Here is a 19,482-nt window from a genome sequence, read left to right on the forward strand (position 1 = left end):
GCTATCAGCTCCGGTAGAGCCAATAGGGTCCATCGTGGTGGCGACGCCAATAATGACGCTCGCGCCAACGCTCTTCCCGCCACGGGCTCCAGCGGCGTTCATAGCCCCAGGCCGGACGCCAGTAGCGACGTTCACGCCACTCGCGACGCTCGCGCCAGTCACGGCGATCACCCCAATCGCGGTCGCCCCGGTCACGGTCGCCCCAATCTCGATCACCCCAATCCCGATCACCGCCGCGGACCTGGATCACATCGCTCTGTTGCGAGGCTGCCGGACGGTCGAGAGGGATGGCCGCAGCCGGAGCTACGGCGGAAAACAAAGTACCGGCCGAAAGGGCGGCTGCTAGGAGAAAACTGGAGATCCTCATGGCTCACTTCCTCGTTTCTGATGAAGCGAGAATGACCTGATGCTCCTGAATTGCCGCTGAATCGACCCTTCAGTCTCTGTTCATGTAATGCAATGGCTTGGGAAAACTGGTGCCCCCGGCAGGGTTCGAACCCGCGACCCCCTGATTACAAATCATGCCCCGGGTCGTTTCCCAACCTGTTGATTTCATTCGTCGGCGTTCCCAGAGCACAAGGAAACGTTTGATTTCAAACGCCTTTTCCTTGACATCGCCTGCCAAAGATAGTCACTGTCTGCACTCTACATACACTCTGACATACGGATACAGGACGGACATAGCGATGGCGAAGGCGGAGCTGACAAGCGATCTCGTGAAGAAGCTGATGGCGCCGGAGAAAGGATCTCGCATCACATACGATACCGTGCTCACCGGGTTTGGTGTCCGCATCACTGCCAGCGGCGCTATTTCTTTCATCCTCAATTACCGAACAACGAGCGGCCAGGAGCGCCGGTACACCATCGGCGATGTTGATACCTGGAGCCTCTCGGCGGCTCGAAAGAGGGCGGAAGAGCTTAAGCGCCGCATACGCTCGGAACATTACGACCCACTAGCGGAACTGGAAAAGCGTCGCACCGACGTGAAAATGAACGAGTTGTGCGACATGTTCATCAGGGAGCACCTTCCCAAGAAGTCCGCCAATACCGCTCGCGACTATAAGCAACTCATCGATACTTACATCCGTCCGAAGCTCAAACACGAGCCGGTTGCCGAGTTGCAGTTCCGGCAGGTCAACGACCTTTTCAGCGAAATCACCAAGCAGGGCAAGCGGACTACCGCTAATCGGGCCATGTCGGTCCTGTCGAAGATGTTCTCTGAAGCTCGAAAGAGAGGCTGGGCCTCGCACAATCCGACAGAAGGGGTCGAGAAGAACGAAGAGGTAAAGCGCGAACGGTTCCTCGATGCTGACGAACTCGACCGATTGCTTGGCGCGTTCGCCACTCTCGAAGATCAGGAGGCGGCGAACATCTTCCGACTGATCCTGCTGACCGGCGCGCGAAAGACAGAAGTCCTCGCGGCGAAATGGTCGATGTTCGACCTGAAAGCCGGCACTTGGACCAAGCCTTCGCACCACACCAAGCAGCGAAAGACCCACAATGTGCCGCTGTCCGCGCCGGCCCGCCAGTTGCTTTCCGAGATACACGAGGCGGCAGGCAAGGATCGCGTCGAATACGTGTTCCCCGCGCACTTTGAGTCCACCAAAGAGACGACGAAACACCCGAAGCCGTACCGGGTGAACGTCAAGAACCAGTGGGCTGCCGTCCTGAAGGCGGCGAAGCTGGAAGATCTGCACATCCATGATCTCCGACACAGCTTCGCGTCCTTCCTCGTTTCGGAAGGCATGTCGCTGCCGCTCATCGGCCGACTGCTCGGGCATACGCAAGCACAGACGACGCACAGATATGCCCACTTGGCCCTTGACCCGCTCCGAGCGGCAACCGAGCGAGTGGGCGCAATCGTAACGCCGAAAGCGGGTACCGAGAACGTGATCCAACTTCGAAAGGAAATTCCGTGACGAGTGATTATGCTGGCCCGCTCAAGGAACCCCTCGCCCCGATGAGGCGCCCGGCTCTGTCCGAAGATGCCGGCGCCGTATTCCATGCGGAACTGGAGCGTTTGAAATCGGCTCGCGCCGTAAAGATCGGCCTCCTCCTCGATCACCATGAGATCGCTCCAAGCGATCCGCAATGGGAGCGAAAACTGCTCTGGGCACTGATCGACAGTCATGTTCCAGGGCTATCTGATCCGCATCGCCAGGACAAAGGAAATTCGGTCGGCGCCCCGCTCGATTGGAATGTGCCGAGAAACCTTCAACTGATTGCTGATGTTGCGCGGCTCAAGCTCGACAGCGCCCGGAGCATCAAGTCCATATGTGAGGATCTGAGCCGAACTGCAGCCTATGCCGGCATAAAGCCAGCGTCGTTGCAGAACAGGTTTAACGAGGCGAGGAAAATGCCTTTCGCCCAGATGCTCGAACAAATTGGGCTGACGTTGGAAAGGCCGGACCTTTGGCAACAGTTTGCAGCGGCATACTCCGAGACTCCGGAGATAGAGACACTGAACAATTCATCTAAACGGAAATAATAATGTTATATTCGTGATGACCTCAGGGAAATATAAAATCTAATTTCTCACGAATATCTCGCTGTAATATTCGGTATTTGCGCGCCCATCCATGATAAATGACTGTCGTTGCTGTCAGACAAACAGCAAACGGACAGTCAGCCATGACAGCCAACGAATTACTTTCGGAATTTGTATCGCGGGAAGAGCTCGCGAAGCTCCTCAAGATCAGCCCGCGCACGGTCGATCGCTACGGCACGCTCCCGAACGGTCTGCCCTTTCTGATGATTGGTGGTCGGAAGATGTTTCGTCTTTCGTCGGTCGAAAAGTGGCTTGCCGCCCGGGAGAAGCATCCCAATCCGGTGAACTCCCGCCGCCGGGGTGCCTGAGCATGTCGGGTCGGAACTTCGAGAAGGACAGGCAGCGCCGGAACGTTGCCGATCGAGGGCATGAACACTTCAACGGTGGCTTGCCGATTGCGGGAACGCCGCGCCGCAGGATCTCGAAAGAACAGATGCGCCTCGAACTCGATGCCGCCCTGGCAGCAGTCGTTCAAATCAAGCGCGTGCTCCGCTGCGACGGATGCCGTCACCAGTTCACGGCACTGCAGCCGCTTGATCCGCCCTACCCTGCCTCTCCCTGCCCCAAATGCGGGGGTGACGTATGACCCAGATACAAAGATCTGCTGACCCGACTCCGTTCAGGTGGGTTCATCCGTCAAGCCTCCCTACGCGCGCGGAGCTGCTTTCGTCCGGCATAGCTTACGGCTATCGCGGTGACGATGGTCGCTTCGAACGCGATCGGAATGGCCAGACTTGGCTGGCATTCGCCGAGCCGGACGATACTGTTTATTGGCATCCTCAGACCGGTCAGGTTGCCACCTATTACGGCCGGGCTTTCGCGCTCGGCGAACTGACCATCACCAACGCAGCCACCTATGCCCTCGATGATAGCCTGAAGATCTTCGGCTCGGTCGCGCAGTGGATCGCGGCGAACGGCAAAGGCATTTTCGTGCTCGATTGGCGCCACGCCTTCGACCGGCTGAGGTATGCGCCGCGCGTTGAAGTCGATGAACAAGTTGAAGCCCTCTATCGCCGCCACATGAAGCCGCGCCTGCCTGTCATGCAAGTGAACCGACAGCCGCGGGGCGCCTGCAATGGGTCGTGACCTCACCATGGAAGAATGGAACGCGATGAACAGGCCGTTCTCCTCACCTGAGGCTCAGGAGCGGGATATGCCGTCCAATGCGCCCGCCAAGCCACCGATGAGCCAGGAAATCGAGTGGTTCGATGACCTTTCGCCTGTGCTGACCTCCTCCTATCTGGTTAAGGGCCTGCTGGATCGAGGAGCCATGTCAGTCGTCTACGGCCCTTCGAACTCAGGCAAGACGTTCTTCTCTCTCGATGTCGCCTTTCACGTTGCCGCCAAGGAGACCTGGCGAGACCGGCGCATTGTTGGCGGCACCGTTCTCTATCTTGCGGCAGAAGGCGGCAACGGCATCGCCAATCGCATCGTGGCACTCCGCGAGGCACACAACATGTCCAACGTGCCACTTGCGCTCCGACGCGCTGGCCTTGATCTCCTCCATCCTGATGCTGACGTTCAGCGCGTCATCGACTTGGCGAAAGTGATTGCGAAGCGAGCGCCGCTGCAAATGATCGTAGTCGACACCCTTTCTCGAGTCCTCGCCGGCGGTGACGAGAATGGCCCGGCCGACATGACGGCATTCGTCAAGAACATCGACCGAATCCGTCTTGCGACCGGCGCACATATCCTGATCGTGCATCACACTGGCAAGGATGCAGCCCGCGGCGCCCGTGGTCACTCCTCGCTTCGCGCTGCGACCGACACCGAGATTGAAATCACCGTCGATGAGACAGGCGTCCGAGCGGCAACGGTCCAGAAGCAGCGCGATTACAATGGCGGCGAGACATTCCACTTCGAGCTGACGAACGTCGATATCGGCGAAGATCAGGACGGCGATCCGGTGCGCACCTGCATCGTGACCAGCGCTGAGACGCCTGCCACGCAACCAGCTCGCCCCAAGCTGACAAAGGGTGAGCAGGTCGCGCTCCGCTCGCTTGATGACGCGCTTGCCGAACACGGCGTTCGAAAAACCCGCCCTGACTTCCCGACATGCGCAATCGTGCAGGTCGAGGATTGGCGCAAACACTTTTACCGACACTGCGACGACGCCACCCCCGCTGCCAAGCGCCAGGCCTTTGGTCGAGCCTGCAAGACGCTTCGCGATAAGGGCTACATCGAGTTCTACGACGATCACTATTGGAGATGTTTCGACACCGATCAGGCGTGACAAACGGACACCCCTTTAGGGGGTTGTCACGTCACGGTACACGCGTGACATTGTCGCGCTTTGTCACGGTTCGTCACGGATGAATAGATTGATAGGTGGTGTCTTGACCGCGCGGGGGAACGAGCCCCGGCATTCCAATTCTCTATCTCGGCTGTGGATTTAGCGGCATCTGATACATAATCAGGTGACAGGCCTTATGAATTCTCTTGCTTTATGCAGTAATATCAACACCTAATGAGCGCATGAGAAACAAGTGAGTCGCGCTGTGTCAGTATAATGTCAGCAGATCAGCTACGTTTTTCGCCGGAGCGATGGCCGGATTGATCGAAGAATGACAAACCGGAGCCGCTCAAATGCTGCCAACAGTGACCGCTTACCATTGCGATGGCACCATCGCCCAGCTTCTCGAAACCGACGCGAAAGCTGCTTGCCGAGATCACCCCAAAGAATGGTCGCTTGAGCCCTGGAGCACCGCCCAGGTCAAGGAAGCGCGGAGCCGCATCGAACAGCGCAAACAGGACCAGCAACCGCCATCGGGCAAGACGGCGATCGACTTGCATATGGCGAAGCTCAGCGGCGCTACGTCGTACAATGGCAAGCCCATCGAGTGATGCACCAACACGCGCTGCCGTGATCGACAAACGCAGCGCGTTGGCACCCACCCCCCTTTTTCCTGTTCATCGCTCCGAATGAGGGGGGTGGGGGCAAAATCGCCGTCGGACTCTTCTAGTCGTCCTGCAATCGATATTCGCGCACCCTGGAGCATCGGGGTCCGAAATTTTCTCCAACCCGAGGATATTTCAATGCCCCTGTCTAACCCTTCACCGCTTCCGTCGATCCTGCCGCATCGTGCGGTGGGCAGTTCCTCTTCAGGTATCTCCAGCTTTACGCCCTGCTCGCCGGCACCACGCCTTCCATCAGCCTTTCGGCCTGGCTCGCTGCGGATGAGGGCTACTGATGGCCGTGCGGCACGATAACAGCCCGATCGCCCTCCAGGCCGCCAAGCTGCGAGAAGCAGCGAAGCCTGGGCGGCACAAGCAGACCGGTCGCGGCTCCGGGCTGACGCCGGCAGTGAAGACGGCGATTGAAACTCTGATCTTCGGCAAGGAAGGCGATCCGCACTCGCCCGTCAGCCAGGCAGACGCCGCCGCGGTCGCCGGCATTTCTGCTCGCGCTCTGAAGGCAGCGATGCTGAAGCCTGCAGCGATGCAGTTCTACCAGCAACAGCTCGCCGCACTTCGAAATGGGGAGCGCGCCGCGAGCATTCGGACGATTGCCCAGATCCGAGATGATGCGACCCTCAAGAGTACGGCTGCCGGCCAGAACGTGCGGCTGAAGGCAGCGGATACCCTCGCCTTTGATCGCCCCAGTGAAATCACGGTCAACAACAACACGCAGATCAACAACACGCTGAACGTGACGCCTGGCTACGTGATCGATCTTACCCCCGATGATGACGAGGAACGCCTGCAGATCAGGCAGGCGGGGCCGTCGATCGAACACGACCGCGACGATGTGGCCGTGTACACCAACGGAGTTTGACCATGGACCACATCGAAAAGCTTCGAGAAGCTGTCAGCATCGTCAAGCGATTCACCCAACCTGTTGAGCCACCCACCAAAGCACGGCCTCGCCCGCGTTTGGTTTTTAGCCGCGACCGGGACGTAACGGCAGAGAAAGAAAAAGAGGCATCCTGAGATGGCACGTCTTCCAGAAATCCAGCCGCGTGGGTCTGTGATCAGAGGGCCGCAGTCGTCAGTAAGTCCGGCCGAGATCGCCAACCCGTATCGGCAGGTAGCGTCTGCCTTTGGCAGTTGGTCGGATGTTCTGGCCGCCAAAAATCAGGATGACGCTTCTATCGCTGGCCAGAACGCCGTCTACACGGACGCGAACGGCAACCTGCAGGTCGATCTTCAATCGAACGTGTCCGAGCAAGGCCGCGCCTACAACAGGACGGCGATGGCCGCCTACAATGCGCAGCGCGCGCCCGAGATCCGGGCCGCCGCCGGCAAGCTGTCGCTTGAGGCGAAAGGCGATCCGCTGGCCTTTGACTCCAGTTGGAAGGGCTTTCGTGATCAGATGCTCACGAACACTCCGAAGGCGTTGCGCGGGCCGATCGGCGCGATGATCGATGAGTCTGGCACCCTTCAGCGAGCCGGCATCGTTGACCAGAAGTTTCGGTCTGACATGACAAACATGAAGGCGTCGTTTCTGAGTGAGCGTGAGTTTCTATCTGACCAGGCCACATCACTTGCGATGCAGGGCGGGACCGACACGCCAGAATATCGATCGACCATCGACAAGATCCGGTCGTTGAATTCCGAGCTGACCGGCAATCCAGTTTTCGCGTACTCGCAGCGGGAAGCCGATATCGACATGAAGCGGCTCGAAGGCCGCGCGATGACAGAGTCGCTTGTCGGTCAGGTCGGCCGAGCCGTGAAAACCGGCGGCATCGGTGAAGCTGCCAAGATACGCGACACCATCCTGACCGATCAAAACCTGGCGCTATCGCCTCAGGAACGGCGCACCTATTTCAATCTCGCCGACTCGGTGATCACCGGGGCTGTTGCCGAAGCAAAGGCAAATCTGAAGCCGCTGCAAGCGCGCCAAACCACAATGGTCAAGGATATCCTGGCCGGAAATCTCGACATCAACTCCCCTGATATCGATAGCGTCTCACAGGATCTGGCCCGCGGGGGCGATGTCGCCGGCTCTCTGGAACTGCTGGCCGCCCGGCGGCGGAAGATATTTGCGGATGCTAACAGCGCGCAGCAGGTTGATCTTGCTGAAAGAGCAATCGGCGAATCTTATCGCCCGGCGCCGGGGAATGGCCGGCCAGTGTCCTTCAACCCTGATATGACCAACCGGATGCAACAGGCGATGCAGCATTACATCGCCCGAGGTGTGCCTCCAATGTTGGCCGCGGGCATCATCGGCAACCTTGTGCAGGAGTCCTCCCTCAACGCGCAGGCCCGCAACAAGGGTGACGGCACGGATGGTTCCGACTCCATTGGCATTGGCCAGTGGAATGGTGATCGAGCCCGCGCACTGAAGGATTTCGCAGCGTCGAAAGGCGCATCTCCTGATGATCTTTCCACCCAGCTCGATTTCGTCTTGCATGAGTTGGAAACAAGCGAGGGCGCCGCATACCAACGGCTTAAATCCGCCACCAATGTCGATGAAGCAACGGCTGCGATGATCGGCTACGAGCGTCCGCAGGGCTGGAGCGCTGACAATCCGCGTGGCGGACACGGCTGGAGCAACCGGCTTGCCGCTGCCTCGCGCGCTGCACAGATGCAAGGGTTGTCCGGTGAGCTTATCGCTTCGCAGGCACCTAAATTTACAGCTGATGAAGTCAAGGAATACCGCGAGGAGATCACCAGCGACGTTCGCTCGATGATCCCCGATCTGGAAGCCGGCATAAAGTCTGGCGCGCCATTCAATTCGGATTCCCTCAATCTTTTGACGCGACAGCTTGCGCTCGTTACCGATCAAGATCTGAGGTCCCAAGTCGCCAATATGCTCGAACGCAATTCGGTAATCATAGGCGCGCAGGACGTGGCGCCGGCCGAACTGGAATCTACGATTGCAGCGCTGCGACAAGATATTTCCCAGAACGGCGCCACCGCAGCACAGCTCGACCTTGTACAAGGGCTGGTGGCGACTGCAGCCGCGAAATCGAAAGCGCTCGCCGAGGACCCCATCGGATACGGCGTCAGCCGCGGTTACATTCCCGTGCCGCCGGATCTCAACCTGGCTGACCCGCAGAGCTGGGAACCTGCTTTCGCTGGCCTGCAGCGCGGCGTCGATATTCTTCGAGCTCGGCGCGAGGCAGGCAATATCTCGGCACTGCGGCCGGAGATGCAGAAGACCATCTCAAGAGCACTGGGCAGTGCAACGCCTGAGGACTCGATCCGCTTCCTCGGGGCAATGTCTCGAAGCCTCGATACCGATACATATCTGTCGACGCTGGGGGCCATCTACTCCACCGGAGACGCCGATACCGTCGGAGCTGCGGGCGCGCTCGTGAAGGAAAATCCTGATATCGCTCTCGGCATCCTGCGCGGCCAGGAGCTTCTAAAGCAAAATCCGCTTTTGGCGCCGAAGAAGTCGAAAAACAATTCGCAGATTATCGATGAGATCCTGCCGCCAAAGACCTTCGTCATCGAGGCTGGGCGGCAGTTCCTGATCAAGTCTGCGACCGCCCGTTATGCCGATCTGTCCAATCAGGCCGGCGACACCTCGGGGGAACTGGATGACGACAGAATGCAGCGGGCGATTACGGAGGTGTCGGGCGGCTTTGTCGAGTTCAATGGCCAGGAGATCGTGGCTCCCGTCTATGGCATGCGGCAAGGGGCGTTCGATACCGCGATGGAAGATTTGACCGATGACGACTTAGCCGGTGCGGTGACGTCGACCGGCCAGAAAGTGACGGCGCGCGACCTCCGGAACGAGGGCCGGCTGCGATCACTTGCCGACGGTCGCTATCTGCTTGAGTTCGGTCCTCTCGATGCGCCCAGCTATGTCATGCGCCAGCCATCTCCCGGCAATTATCGGGAGCCATCGGCATTCGTGCTTGATCTGAGGCGCTAGCGGTCGCACGTGCCGCAAAAAAACCATGTGCACAGCCTTGCCCGTTGTCTCGACGGATCAATTTTTGCGTGCAATCCTCGCGCGATTTTTCCGTTGTTGCTGCACGCAGGGAGGCTTGATGGGGTCGCATCAAATTACGGTCCATAAAGTGGCCGACCAGCTTCTGTTAAAATTTTTCATGGAAGTAGCCCAGACGATCGGCTCAACCTCCATATCAGTCGCTGTAATCGGGGGCACTCAACAGGTTGCCCTGAACCGGAACAACGAAGAGTGGGCGCTTGAGAAGGATTTTCATTGGCTGCTGAAGTCGGATGATTATTCACTCGAATATATCACGACTAATCGACCCGGCGTTCACGTGACCGCTGACCGAAGAACATTCGCTGGAAATGTTCTTTATGATCAGCTGACCATATCAAGTGACGCCAATCAGACCGGTGGCGCTCCCCCACTATCAGGTGAGGACCTTAAAGCCGTCAATGATCTGGTCTCGACCTATCTGATGGCGGGTTTGAACTCAGCGTCACTTGCCTTCAATAGCCCGGAGACTGTTCAAAGCCTCCTCAAATCTCATCAGACGATGGTGACACGACTTGAGGGGATGGTCGTAGATATCGGCGAGCGGGCAACACGGGCACGGATCGAACTCGATGAAGAGTTCAATACGCGGAAGACTGAGCTGGAGCTTCAGTTCACCCAGCGGCAGACCGACGCGCAGCGGACGCTAGAAGAGCAGAAGCGGATACTCAATGAACAAGACGAAGAGCTTCGCACACGCGCGAAACTCCTCGATGACCGCAACAACACTCATGCCCGCCGGGCCTTACATGAGCAGTTAAAAAATCGTCTCGCGGACCGATTCAAGAACCTTGATCTGACGCCTCAAACGAAGTCCTCGCGCACTCCTATCCATACGGCAGTCGTTATCACGTCCATCATTCTTGGGATCTTGATTGCCGCATTTACCTATGAAGCGATCACTACGTTGGGAAGCGCGGACAGCACGTTATCCGAGCGGATACTGGTCATCGCGAAATCAGCGACTGCCTCGCTAGGATTTCTCGGAGTCATCACCTGGTATTTGAGATGGCTAAACAGGTGGTTCGAGCGTCTGGCAGATGCCGAATTCCAGTTGAAGCAATTTGAGTTGGATATCAATCGAGCGCAGTGGGTTGTTGAAACAGCGTTCGAGTGGAAGATCACCCAGAACGCGCCAATCCCAGATCCCTTGCTCGAAAACATATCCCGCAACCTGTTCTCTAAATCGGAGAAGGATGAGAATGCTGACATGCATCCAGCAGATTTTCTTGCGTCTGCGATCCTTGGCCGTGCTTCCGCCGTCAATTTGAAGATCCCTGGCGGCGGCGAGATCTCGCTCGATAATCGAGGCATTCGGAAACTCCAGAACGAAACGCCGGGCGAGTAACACGCACAGTACTTTGCACCTCAAAACCATGCCGGGGATAATCCCCGGCATGAGCACGACCACACCAGACCAGCGCGTCAGCGAATATTCCCCTGTCACGCCGACGACTGAGTTCGGCGCCGGCTTCCCCGTTTTCGACAATAGCGACCTCGCGGTCCTTCATGATGGCGAGCCGCGGACAGATTTCACGGTCACAGCCAGCTATGTCGAAGGGGTATCCACCGACGCCAAAGTGGTTTTTGCAAGCGGTCTTACCGGCGATGTCATCGTTTATGGCAAGCGCGCTCCCCGCCGCACCAACCGTTTCCAGAGCGGTCGGAATCTCCCGATTTCTGATTTCAACCTCGCACTCGATACCACCGAAGCGGAGATGCAGGAAGCCGCCCGCGATCTCGTGCGCGCCCACAAAGCTCCATTGGGTGAACAGGGCGGCGTCTTTGATGCGGCCGATGTCGGTAATGCGCAGGCCAATGCTGCTGCTGCTGCGGCCTCGGCAGATCTTGCCCGCAAGTGGGCGGACAACGGTATTGACGACGTTACCGTCGGCAAGAAGTCGGCATGGTATTGGGCGCAGAAGGCGCTGGATTGGGCCACTGGCGGCATTGCCGGTGTTTCCTCATTCAATGGTCGGGCCGGCAATGTCTTGGCTACTGCGGGCGACTACGATTCCACGAAGATCACTCGCGGCGGCGGAACCGTCGAAGACGCATTGGACGCCATCGAGGCGGACATCGCGGCGACAAAGGCAACCTTCCTTGCCCGCGTGGTCGGATTGACGGTTCAGACCAATTCCGGTGCGCCGACGACATCGATCGACATCTCGGCTGGGGCTTATCATCTCGCAGGCAGAGTCGCGGCCAATGCGGCCACACTGGTCAAGCGCATCAATGCAGCGTGGGCGGTTGGTAACGGGAACGGCGGTCTCGATACCGGGACGAAGGCGGCAAGCACCACCTATTTCGTTTTCTCGATCAGGAACATCACGACTGGCGCATTCGAGGGCCTGATCTCGGCCAGCCCGTCGGCTCCCACGGTCCCGGCCGGCTATGAGCTTATGGGGCGTGTCGGCATCTGCTGGACAAACGCAAGTGGCAATCTGATTGCGCAGAAGCAAGTCGGCAGCAAGGTCACGCTCAATGCCCCCATTACCAGCTTCACCGGCAGCGGCACATCTGCAGCAGCGCTCATCAACTCGGCTGGCCCCGTCGGCATATCCGTCGATCTTCTGGTAGACCTGTCTTGCACCGCCACTGGCCCAAACGCCGACGGATCTCTGTCTGTCTGGGATGGGAACGCTGGTTCCGCCACTGACGGTCCAGGGAATCGCTGTCGCGCTCGCGCCGGTGTCTCCGGCGAAATCGACGCCTCCCTCTCTCCGGCCTTGCCGATCAGGACATTGGCGAACGGGCAGCTTTACAGAAGCGCGAGTACGGTCGGCACATTCACTTACAACGCTCGCATCAGCGGGTGGATCGATTATCAGGTTCCGAGAGTGGAGGCTTAATCATGCCCTATGTTCATCGCGAAAATGGAACGATCGTTGAGGTGTTCGCCGCCTCACAGGCCGGATATGCCCAAGAGCTCCTTGCCGATGACAGTCAGGAGCTGCTCGCCTTCCTGAACCCCACGATCGAGGTTGCTGCCGTATCGTCCCGGCAGTTCAAGCTACAGCTCCTGGCGGCCGGCCTGCTCGATCAGGTTGATGCCTGGGTTTCCGGCCAGAGCCGTGACGTGCAAATCGCCTACGAGTATTCCGGCACGTTCGTCAAAGACAGCCCGATGATGGCCGCCGGCTTTGCGGCAATGGGCTTCACCGAACCGCAGATCGATGCCTTCTTCTCGGCTGCAGCAAAGCTTTAAAGGACATCAACATGACAGGAAATCTCGACGCGCTGAACAAACGTAAGGAAGAGCTGGAAAACGAGATCGACGCGCTGGTTGATCACGATATTGAGGCGGTCCTGACAGGCGCGATGCCGGCGAACAGCGACAAGATTCTGCGGCTCGCGCAGGATCTCAGCATCATCGACGCCGTTCGCGCCCGGCTGATTACTGCCGCCTAACCCAGTGCTTTGTGTGCCAACGCCGACTAGTGCCTACTCGTGGCACCTTTCTGATTTGGCAATAGGAGCACCACAATGCAGCAGCAGTCGAAGCGCGATCGCCACCAGTCCCTTCTTAATGATCGGCAGAGCAAAGCCGACAAGCTGGAAAGCCTTCGCGCGCAGCAGTCGGCCGCGCTCATCGACGGAACCGAGTTTTCCCTGAGCGCAGATATTCGTGTTCTTTCGGATGACATTCATGCTCTCGACGCGGCAATTGTCGTGGCGTCGGATGCGGCCGATGACGAGGAGCGCCGGCATAGTGCGGCCTCCAACGCAGAGCGCCGACAGACTGAACTTGAACAGATCGATGCCGATGCAGCGCGATATCTTGAGGTGGTCCGCAATGTCCAAAGTGCGATTGCCTCGGCCGTCGCCGGCCTCTCCGAGATGTATGCGCTCGCCACCAAAATGGAGATCGTTGCTCTTCCGGCAAGCGGTGAGCGGGCGATCTCTGCTTTGATCCACCAGAACATCGGTATCAGGATGTCCCAGCGAATTGCGCGCGCATTCTCGCCTCTTGATCCTGCCTCGATCGGCGCGTTCGGAATTTTTCGCTGGCCGCCGGAGAGACCCGATCCGAAAGAGGACTGGGTTGCCGGCGAACGTGTTCAGCTCGATGGCTTCATTCCTCACGTCAAGCGCAAGAGCAACGAGTACATCGCCGAGCAGACCGCGATCGCCGACGAAGAGTGATCCATGTCTGAGGCGGAACCATATATCGATGGCAGCGAGGTGCGGCGCCGATACCGCATCTCAATGCGGACATTCCGGCGTTGGCTGAAGGATGAGGCTCTCGGCTTCCCGCAGCCGTTCCGGATTAACCGGCGCTATCTCTTCAAGCTTGCGGATCTGGAGCAATGGGAAGCAACTCACTCGCGCCCGGCTGAAAAGGTCAAAGAGACACCTAGCCTGAAGATCGTTTCCGACGTCATCCAGGATTACCCCAGCTTCGTCCGCGCAATGGTCGCTCGGCGCCATGACCTCGCGCTTCGCTGCATAGAGCTGGATGCACGGTCTGGCATGCAGGAGGGCTATGCCAACAAGCTGGAGAACTGGGGGAAGAATCACGGCAGGGGCCTCGGTCCTGTCGTCTTCCCACTTTGGCTTGGTGGCTTGGATGTTGGAATCGTTCTGGTGGATTTGCCCCGCAGGCCGTCTGTCACTTGACCCTACGCGATCGGCATGGGAGCAATAGGCAGCCGGAGGGGCAGAAGAGCTGTGTCCGTCTGCCTGTAATTCGCCGGGACGGTCCGTCGTCTTTCCGGCGCTCCGGCGTTAGGACATCGAAATGGCAAAGCTGGACACTCTTTTCGTCACAGATGGTGAACTAGCCAAGCGCCTCGGCCTCACCCTCGATCAGCTCAAGACCGCGCTGCCCGCTGCCGAGAAGTCAGGCTTTCCGATGAAAGACCCCTTGTTCGCCGATCGCCGGTACTGGCCGGCCTGTGTGGCATGGCTTGACGGTCGGTACGGTATTCGGCACGAAGCCGCCACTGGGCCATATGCGCCTGATGGAAAAGAGAGTTGGAAAGACTAAAGTCAATCCTCGTCTCGATCTTCCTCCTCATCAAGCAGAAGAAGATAAGAGCGCTTCGAGATGCTGACGCGGAAAGTGCGGTCTCTCTTCCAGATCATCGGCTGAGCAAATCGCCAGCGGACCAAGGTTTCCATTGTCTGATCAAGGTCTAAGGCGTGCCAATTCCCAGGTTTTAGGATTGGGAAGATCGCTTCTTCACCGCCATCGAGCGCGACGGCTTTCTCACCATGTAGCAGGGATTTAACGATCGATCGCGTTGAGTGATCCGACGCAATGCGCAGTGCGTTGTCTTCCATTCCGGTCGGCCACGAGAACAAAATTGGCCGCTCACTGCGGTTGACCACACGAAGATAGCACGCCTTCTGAGCGCCCCCAGGAATAAGAGGCTTCGCGACGACGAAGGCGGAGGGTTGGTATCGGAAGAACCGTTCCCAGATTACAAAGCCGCCCGTCACAAAACCAACGATCGATCCCGGGATGGTGAAGTATGGCACCAAATCAGCGACGGTCATTGATACTCCTCCGGCCTTCCATCGCTAGATTGCAACTAAGTCCGACTTCAGTTGCAGAGATTCACTCCGTCCTTCACGATCACAGCCCATTTAGGGCCGAGGACTTCGCGAGCTGATATAGCCTGCGCGCTGCCTGGTTCTCCGTCCTTGAACATGCGGACGCCGATAGACTGGTCGTGTGAACCGCCATAGATGATCGGTCCCGGCGTGTACGTTGTAGTCGCGTTGACTGTACCGTATCCACCATACGAGTTGACGGTGCCGTAGGTTTGATAGGTTCCGGGCATCTGGCTGGCGGTGACGTTGTTCGCTGCGGCGGCTGAAGTGATGATGTAGCGATCATAGCCGGCCTTGATGGTTTCGACGGCAGCCTGCTTCTGTGCTGCCCTCGCTGCACCGACGCTGCCGCACATGGGTTCAGCGCTGGTCTGAATAATCGCTTGATTTTGCGAGACACGCATGGTGCTCGATTGCACGCACGAACTCAGCAACAGCGCGATGGCTGCTGCCGCAATAGTTGATTTTAGCATCGATGATTCCCCAACCTTACGGCGAGCAAATTCGCACGAAAAAAGGCAGAGTCAATCGCCTCTTTCAGCGCTGTTTCTCATCGGCGTAGCTGAGTCGGAGCTTGTTCCGCTCGGCAATCCATTCCAATGGCGTCTTGACCAGCTTCTGGTCCATTCGCAAATATGCTTCGAAGGTATTAGGCATCTGCCGGCGGAAGCTTTTCACAATTTCCATAGCCTCGGAATTCTTGGCGGTCATTGCCTCACGCTTCTCTCTTTCAGAATCATAAATCCACACCTCGGCAGGTATTCGCTCGAAGCTAGTCACGGTCAGGTAAAATTTGCTGATCTCAGCAAAAGCGTCTGAGCCGAAGAGGAACTTCGAGTGCTGATAGGCTTGGCGACATTTAGATACGGCTTCGGCGCTTTCGCCGCGGCTGATCTCGAACTCGACTGCCGCTTCCTCAAGATCGGTGTAAACCCTAAGTCGGCGGTCGAAGAGATCTAAAACCACTTTCTGATGTGCTGTTCTCCATTGCATGAAAGCGATGACGCCGACCGCGATCGCAATGGCAGGCGTCAACAGCGCTTGCAGGACCTGTATCCAGGCGGGTACGCTCATCGTTTCAGCCTCACCCCTGCCCCGCCGTCTACCAATGCGCCCGCAGCGAGGAAGCTTATTCCAGCGGCATCGAACGCGTCGACAATTGCCGCGATTGTCCGGTCTTGCGCCGCCAACTCGCCGGGCTGCGCCTCAAGTCTTTTGATAGATGGCAGGGACACCTTCGAAGCTTCCGATAGATCCCTTTGCTCCCATCGTAGGAGCGCTCTGGCCGCACGCACTTGCTCGCTTGTGATCATAAATGTGTTCCAAAATGATACTTGGGGTATTGAATATTCCTGTGGTATCATATAATACGTGAGGTATCGAATAACACAAGACGAGGAAATATCAATGCTGAACAAATCTGTTCTGGCCGCCGCCGAAGGCGTGCCCAATCTAATGCCGGTTCAAAAACAGGATTTTCTAAATGCGGAAGATCTGATCTCCGAGAGCGCCCACTTGGCGCAATTGGTCTACATGGCAGTCGACTCCATGGAGCTCGAAGCAGAAACGCGGGCGTTGAGCGCCGGCATCTGGGTCATCCACCGCAAACTGCTCGATGCTGCACACCTTATGGATCTGGCGAAACAAACGCCGAAATGACACGACCTCAGAATCACGGACACTAGGCGGACACGGTTTTGCACTCTGTGTTCGCCTCCATCGAGGCCGGCATAAGTCATTGATTTGTTGGAGTTTTTGGTGCCCCCGGCAGGGTTCGAACCCGCGACCCCCTGATTACAAATCAGGTGCTCTACCAACTGAGCTACAAGGGCAATGGCTGCGAAGTAGCAGATTCTGATCTTTTGTAAAGAAAATTTGCCCATTCCGGCAGCTCGGTAAAGCTATCCACAGCGGGTTGTCGATCAACGCTATGGTTGGGAAAGCCCGCTGGGGGCCATGTGGACATGTTCATCACCGGAATCACCGGCCGATCTATCAGGGCGATAAGATCATCCGAACTTCGCCCGCAACGCAAAACGTCTTGTCGTATAGGCCCTTTATCCTTTAGCTAGAGCAGCATAACAAAGGGCATTGCATGGGCCGGTCATTTCAGACGCTTTCTTTTATCGCCTCGCCGACCACGGAAGCACTCGCCGCGCGAGATGAACTGATTCGCCTTTACGGCGATGTGCCCGCAAACGAGGCCGATGTCATCGTCGCGCTCGGCGGCGACGGCTTCATGCTTCAGACACTGCACAGTACCATGAACAGCGGCAAGCTTGTCTACGGCATGAATTGCGGCTCGGTCGGCTTTCTGATGAACGATTACAAGACTACCGACCTGCATGACCGTATCTGTACCGCCGTTGAGAATGCCTTTCATCCGCTGAAGATGACGACATCCAATGCCGACGGCAGCAGTTCCTCGGCGCTTGCGATCAACGAGGTCTATCTTTTCCGGCAATCCTATCAGGCAGCGAAGCTCAGGGTGGAAATCGACGGACATGTGCGGCTGGAGGAATTGATCTGCGATGGCTTGATGGTGGCAACGCCTGCAGGCTCGACCGCCTACAATCTTTCGGCCCACGGCCCGATCCTTCCGCTTGACGCGCCCCTCCTCGCCATGACGCCGGTCAGCGCCTTCCGGCCTCGGCGCTGGCGCGGAGCGCTGCTTCCCAACCGGGTGACGGTGGACATCCATATATTGGAAGCCGAGAAGCGGCCCGTGAATGCGGTCGCCGACAATACGGAGATCAAATCCATACTGCATGTGCGCATCGCCCAGTCCGAGGACATGACCGCACGCATCCTTTCCGATCCCGACCGCTCTTGGTCGGACCGGATTCTGGCAGAACAATTCGAGGATTGAAATGATGGCGATGCGGCAAGCATTTATGACGGCGCTCCTCGTTTCCGGCTGGGCGATCGCCGCAGAGGCGCAGACCGTTCATGACGATATCCTGCCGGCCTCGATCATCTTCGCGACCAGCACCGGCTATTGGGAAGATGACGGTAATTCGTTGCCGGTCGAGCGTGCCCCGACAACCACGCAAAGCGTCAGCGCCCAAAATGTGAGCGAGGGGGATGCCAAGCAAGAGCAGCGGCATGGCTATTACAAGCTTTTCGCTGTGCGCCAGCCGGACAAGACCTCCAAAGTCTTTCTGCAGCAGATCGCGCAGAGAGACGCTGGCCCCACCATCATCTCGACGGTCGAACTGCAGGAAATCAGCGATCTCAAGCCCTATGTCACCGACATCCGGCCCGAAAATTCGAGCGGCCTCATCAAGGAACCGGGCCTTTTCGCCACGGTCTATCTGAAGACCGACCCAGCCGCCGAATCCGATGGCTGGACGGTGCTGATTGACGAGTTTGGGGACATTACTGTGGAGAAAGCGACCAACTGAGCGCCGCAGGCTATTCATCGGGACTAAGCATGAAACTCGGCTTTCGCGAAGGCGTCCTCCACGACGAGACGCGGCCGGACTGGGATGAGACCGGGCCAAGACCTGTCCGCTGGTCGCTCTGGTATCCGGCAACCGAGGGATCGATCGAAACCGAAATCCCGGGACGAAGCTGGTTCCGAAGGGCCGCGGTCGCCCGTGATGCGCCCGTTCAGCCGGCGACGAAGCCCTACCCGCTGGTCCTGCTGTCGCATGGTACCGGTGGCTCGGCTGCAGGGCTGGAATGGCTCGCCCGCCGCCTGGTCAATCGTGGATTTATCGCGCTCGGCGTCGACCACCACGGCAATACCGGCGGCGAAGCCTATCGCGCCGAGGGCTTTGCCTGCCTTTGGGAGCGTGCGCCCGATCTGAGCCTCGTGCTCGATCGCCGAAAAGACTGGCAGGGTGATCTTGCCGGGCATGTCGATACAAGGAGCGCGTTCGCCGCCGGCTTTTCAGCAGGAGCCTATACGGTGATGCTGCTTCTCGGCGCGGTCGCGCAATTCTCGCAGTTCGAACAATCCAGATTGAAGCCGGGGGGCCTGCGCGGCCCGAGGGAGTTTCCTGACCTCGCCGATCATATTCCGTCGCTGCTTCGCACGAGCACGGCATTTCGCGATTCATGGTCGCGGATGTCGCAATCCTATCGCGACGACAGGATCAAGGCCGCGCTGGTCTGCGCGCCGGGTCGATCTATCCGCGGCTTCAGCGAAGAGAGCCTGAGAGCCATCAATAAGCCTGCCCTCATTCTGGTCGGTGATGCCGACAACACGGCCCCGGTCGAAGAATGTTCGTCATGGCTGCATGCGCGGCTTGATCGAAGCACCTTCAAGATACTCCAGGGCGGCCTTGGGCATTATGTCTTCCTGCCCGAGGGCACGGCATTGGGGTTTTCCTTTGCAGAGCAACTCTTCACCGATCCGGCTGGCGTGGAACGTGCTGATGTCCACGAGGAGATCGCCGAACTATCGGGTTTGTTCTTTCGCGGAACAGGCATTCCAGTGGACATCTGAAAAAGAAAGAGCCCCGTC

General features: G+C 58.1%; 25 protein-coding genes and 1 tRNA gene. 21 read left to right on the forward strand and 5 right to left on the reverse strand.

The features are described from left to right. Nucleotides 1-4 precede the first annotated feature (4 nt). On the reverse strand, nucleotides 5-367 hold the full coding sequence (locus tag AC1DTN_RS20850; RefSeq protein ID WP_113324888.1) for a hypothetical protein: 363 nt from the start codon (nucleotides 365-367) through the stop codon (nucleotides 5-7). Nucleotides 368-686: 319 nt separating this feature from the next. Between AC1DTN_RS20850 and AC1DTN_RS20855 the strand changes: the two genes are divergently transcribed. The 17 genes from AC1DTN_RS20855 (at nucleotide 687) to AC1DTN_RS20935 (ending at nucleotide 14,442) form a co-directional block, all read left to right on the forward strand. Beyond that, nucleotides 687-1,919, forward strand: a complete 1,233-nt coding sequence (locus AC1DTN_RS20855; RefSeq protein ID WP_477922420.1) for a tyrosine-type recombinase/integrase — start codon at nucleotides 687-689, stop codon at nucleotides 1,917-1,919. After that, nucleotides 1,916-2,488, forward strand: coding sequence for a hypothetical protein (locus tag AC1DTN_RS20860; RefSeq protein WP_477922421.1), 573 nt, complete (start codon nucleotides 1,916-1,918; stop codon nucleotides 2,486-2,488). The genes AC1DTN_RS20855 and AC1DTN_RS20860 overlap by 4 nt, the downstream gene beginning before the upstream one ends. A 143-nt stretch (nucleotides 2,489-2,631) precedes the next feature. Beyond that, nucleotides 2,632-2,856 (forward strand): helix-turn-helix domain-containing protein, encoded by a 225-nt coding sequence (locus tag AC1DTN_RS20865; RefSeq protein WP_477922422.1) that lies wholly within the window; start codon nucleotides 2,632-2,634, stop codon nucleotides 2,854-2,856. Nucleotides 2,857-2,858: 2 nt separating this feature from the next. After that, nucleotides 2,859-3,134, forward strand: a complete 276-nt coding sequence (locus tag AC1DTN_RS20870; RefSeq protein ID WP_477922423.1) for an FmdB family zinc ribbon protein — start codon at nucleotides 2,859-2,861, stop codon at nucleotides 3,132-3,134. Then, entirely contained in the window at nucleotides 3,131-3,634 is a 504-nt protein-coding gene (locus tag AC1DTN_RS20875; RefSeq protein ID WP_477922424.1) for a hypothetical protein, read from the forward strand. Before AC1DTN_RS20870 ends, AC1DTN_RS20875 begins: the two co-directional genes overlap by 4 nt. Further along, complete coding sequence (locus AC1DTN_RS20880; RefSeq protein ID WP_477922426.1) at nucleotides 3,624-4,781, forward strand: helicase RepA family protein; 1,158 nt, start codon at nucleotides 3,624-3,626, stop codon at nucleotides 4,779-4,781. Before AC1DTN_RS20875 ends, AC1DTN_RS20880 begins: the two co-directional genes overlap by 11 nt. A 353-nt stretch (nucleotides 4,782-5,134) precedes the next feature. Next, complete coding sequence (locus AC1DTN_RS20885) at nucleotides 5,135-5,392, forward strand: hypothetical protein (protein ID WP_477922427.1); 258 nt, start codon at nucleotides 5,135-5,137, stop codon at nucleotides 5,390-5,392. 346 nt (nucleotides 5,393-5,738) lie between these two features. After that, a complete protein-coding gene (locus AC1DTN_RS20890) occupies nucleotides 5,739-6,323 on the forward strand; it encodes a hypothetical protein (protein ID WP_477922428.1) in 585 nt (194 codons plus the stop codon). A 2-nt stretch (nucleotides 6,324-6,325) separates the two neighbouring features. Then, nucleotides 6,326-6,478, forward strand: a complete 153-nt coding sequence (locus tag AC1DTN_RS20895) for a hypothetical protein (protein ID WP_477922430.1) — start codon at nucleotides 6,326-6,328, stop codon at nucleotides 6,476-6,478. A gap of 1 nt (nucleotide 6,479) precedes the next feature. Then, the gene (locus tag AC1DTN_RS20900; RefSeq protein ID WP_477922432.1) at nucleotides 6,480-9,374 is read left to right on the forward strand and encodes a phage tail tip lysozyme; all 2,895 of its coding nucleotides are present in this window, start codon (nucleotides 6,480-6,482) and stop codon (nucleotides 9,372-9,374) included. Nucleotides 9,375-9,492: 118 nt separating this feature from the next. Further along, nucleotides 9,493-10,800, forward strand: coding sequence for a hypothetical protein (locus AC1DTN_RS20905; RefSeq protein WP_477922434.1), 1,308 nt, complete (start codon nucleotides 9,493-9,495; stop codon nucleotides 10,798-10,800). A gap of 49 nt (nucleotides 10,801-10,849) precedes the next feature. Then, nucleotides 10,850-12,304: a hypothetical protein gene (locus AC1DTN_RS20910; protein WP_477922436.1), complete on the forward strand. Its 1,455-nt coding sequence runs from the start codon at nucleotides 10,850-10,852 to the stop codon at nucleotides 12,302-12,304. Between the two features lie 2 nt (nucleotides 12,305-12,306). Continuing rightward, the gene (locus AC1DTN_RS20915; RefSeq protein ID WP_477922438.1) at nucleotides 12,307-12,660 is read left to right on the forward strand and encodes a hypothetical protein; all 354 of its coding nucleotides are present in this window, start codon (nucleotides 12,307-12,309) and stop codon (nucleotides 12,658-12,660) included. Nucleotides 12,661-12,671: 11 nt separating this feature from the next. Continuing rightward, nucleotides 12,672-12,863: a hypothetical protein gene (locus AC1DTN_RS20920; RefSeq protein WP_477922440.1), complete on the forward strand. Its 192-nt coding sequence runs from the start codon at nucleotides 12,672-12,674 to the stop codon at nucleotides 12,861-12,863. A gap of 75 nt (nucleotides 12,864-12,938) precedes the next feature. Further along, on the forward strand, nucleotides 12,939-13,598 hold the full coding sequence (locus AC1DTN_RS20925; protein WP_477922441.1) for a hypothetical protein: 660 nt from the start codon (nucleotides 12,939-12,941) through the stop codon (nucleotides 13,596-13,598). Nucleotides 13,599-13,601: 3 nt separating this feature from the next. After that, on the forward strand, nucleotides 13,602-14,072 hold the full coding sequence (locus AC1DTN_RS20930) for a helix-turn-helix domain-containing protein (RefSeq protein ID WP_477922443.1): 471 nt from the start codon (nucleotides 13,602-13,604) through the stop codon (nucleotides 14,070-14,072). Between the two features lie 121 nt (nucleotides 14,073-14,193). Next, the gene (locus AC1DTN_RS20935; RefSeq protein ID WP_477922445.1) at nucleotides 14,194-14,442 is read left to right on the forward strand and encodes a winged helix-turn-helix domain-containing protein; all 249 of its coding nucleotides are present in this window, start codon (nucleotides 14,194-14,196) and stop codon (nucleotides 14,440-14,442) included. A gap of 2 nt (nucleotides 14,443-14,444) precedes the next feature. Here the strand turns inward: AC1DTN_RS20935 and AC1DTN_RS20940 are convergent, their stop codons facing one another. The 3 genes from AC1DTN_RS20940 to AC1DTN_RS20950 form a co-directional block, all read right to left on the reverse strand. Continuing rightward, nucleotides 14,445-14,954 (reverse strand): hypothetical protein, encoded by a 510-nt coding sequence (locus AC1DTN_RS20940; protein WP_477922447.1) that lies wholly within the window; start codon nucleotides 14,952-14,954, stop codon nucleotides 14,445-14,447. 47 nt (nucleotides 14,955-15,001) lie between these two features. Further along, a complete protein-coding gene (locus AC1DTN_RS20945) occupies nucleotides 15,002-15,484 on the reverse strand; it encodes a hypothetical protein (RefSeq protein WP_477922449.1) in 483 nt (160 codons plus the stop codon). A gap of 64 nt (nucleotides 15,485-15,548) precedes the next feature. Next, nucleotides 15,549-16,085 (reverse strand): hypothetical protein, encoded by a 537-nt coding sequence (locus AC1DTN_RS20950; RefSeq protein ID WP_477922451.1) that lies wholly within the window; start codon nucleotides 16,083-16,085, stop codon nucleotides 15,549-15,551. 333 nt (nucleotides 16,086-16,418) lie between these two features. On the opposite strand from AC1DTN_RS20950, the gene AC1DTN_RS20955 reads away from it, so the two are divergent. Further along, on the forward strand, nucleotides 16,419-16,670 hold the full coding sequence (locus AC1DTN_RS20955; RefSeq protein WP_477922453.1) for a hypothetical protein: 252 nt from the start codon (nucleotides 16,419-16,421) through the stop codon (nucleotides 16,668-16,670). A gap of 97 nt (nucleotides 16,671-16,767) precedes the next feature. On the opposite strand, the gene AC1DTN_RS20960 is transcribed toward AC1DTN_RS20955, so the two are convergent. Next, nucleotides 16,768-16,843: transfer RNA gene (locus tag AC1DTN_RS20960), tRNA-Thr, on the reverse strand. A gap of 263 nt (nucleotides 16,844-17,106) precedes the next feature. Here AC1DTN_RS20960 and AC1DTN_RS20965 point away from each other — a divergent pair. Genes AC1DTN_RS20965 through AC1DTN_RS20975 form a run of 3 tightly spaced genes read left to right on the forward strand, consistent with a single transcriptional unit; the run spans nucleotide 17,107 to nucleotide 19,464 of the window. Beyond that, nucleotides 17,107-17,880, forward strand: a complete 774-nt coding sequence (locus tag AC1DTN_RS20965; RefSeq protein WP_007823974.1) for an NAD kinase — start codon at nucleotides 17,107-17,109, stop codon at nucleotides 17,878-17,880. 4 nt (nucleotides 17,881-17,884) lie between these two features. After that, entirely contained in the window at nucleotides 17,885-18,415 is a 531-nt protein-coding gene (locus AC1DTN_RS20970) for a hypothetical protein (RefSeq protein WP_439014694.1), read from the forward strand. A gap of 29 nt (nucleotides 18,416-18,444) precedes the next feature. After that, nucleotides 18,445-19,464 carry an alpha/beta hydrolase family protein gene (locus tag AC1DTN_RS20975; protein ID WP_477922455.1) on the forward strand — a complete coding sequence of 340 codons (1,020 nt, stop codon included), beginning with the start codon at nucleotides 18,445-18,447 and terminating at the stop codon, nucleotides 19,462-19,464. Nucleotides 19,465-19,482 lie beyond the last annotated feature (18 nt).

The organism is Rhizobium sp. 01T444, assembly GCF_056398305.1.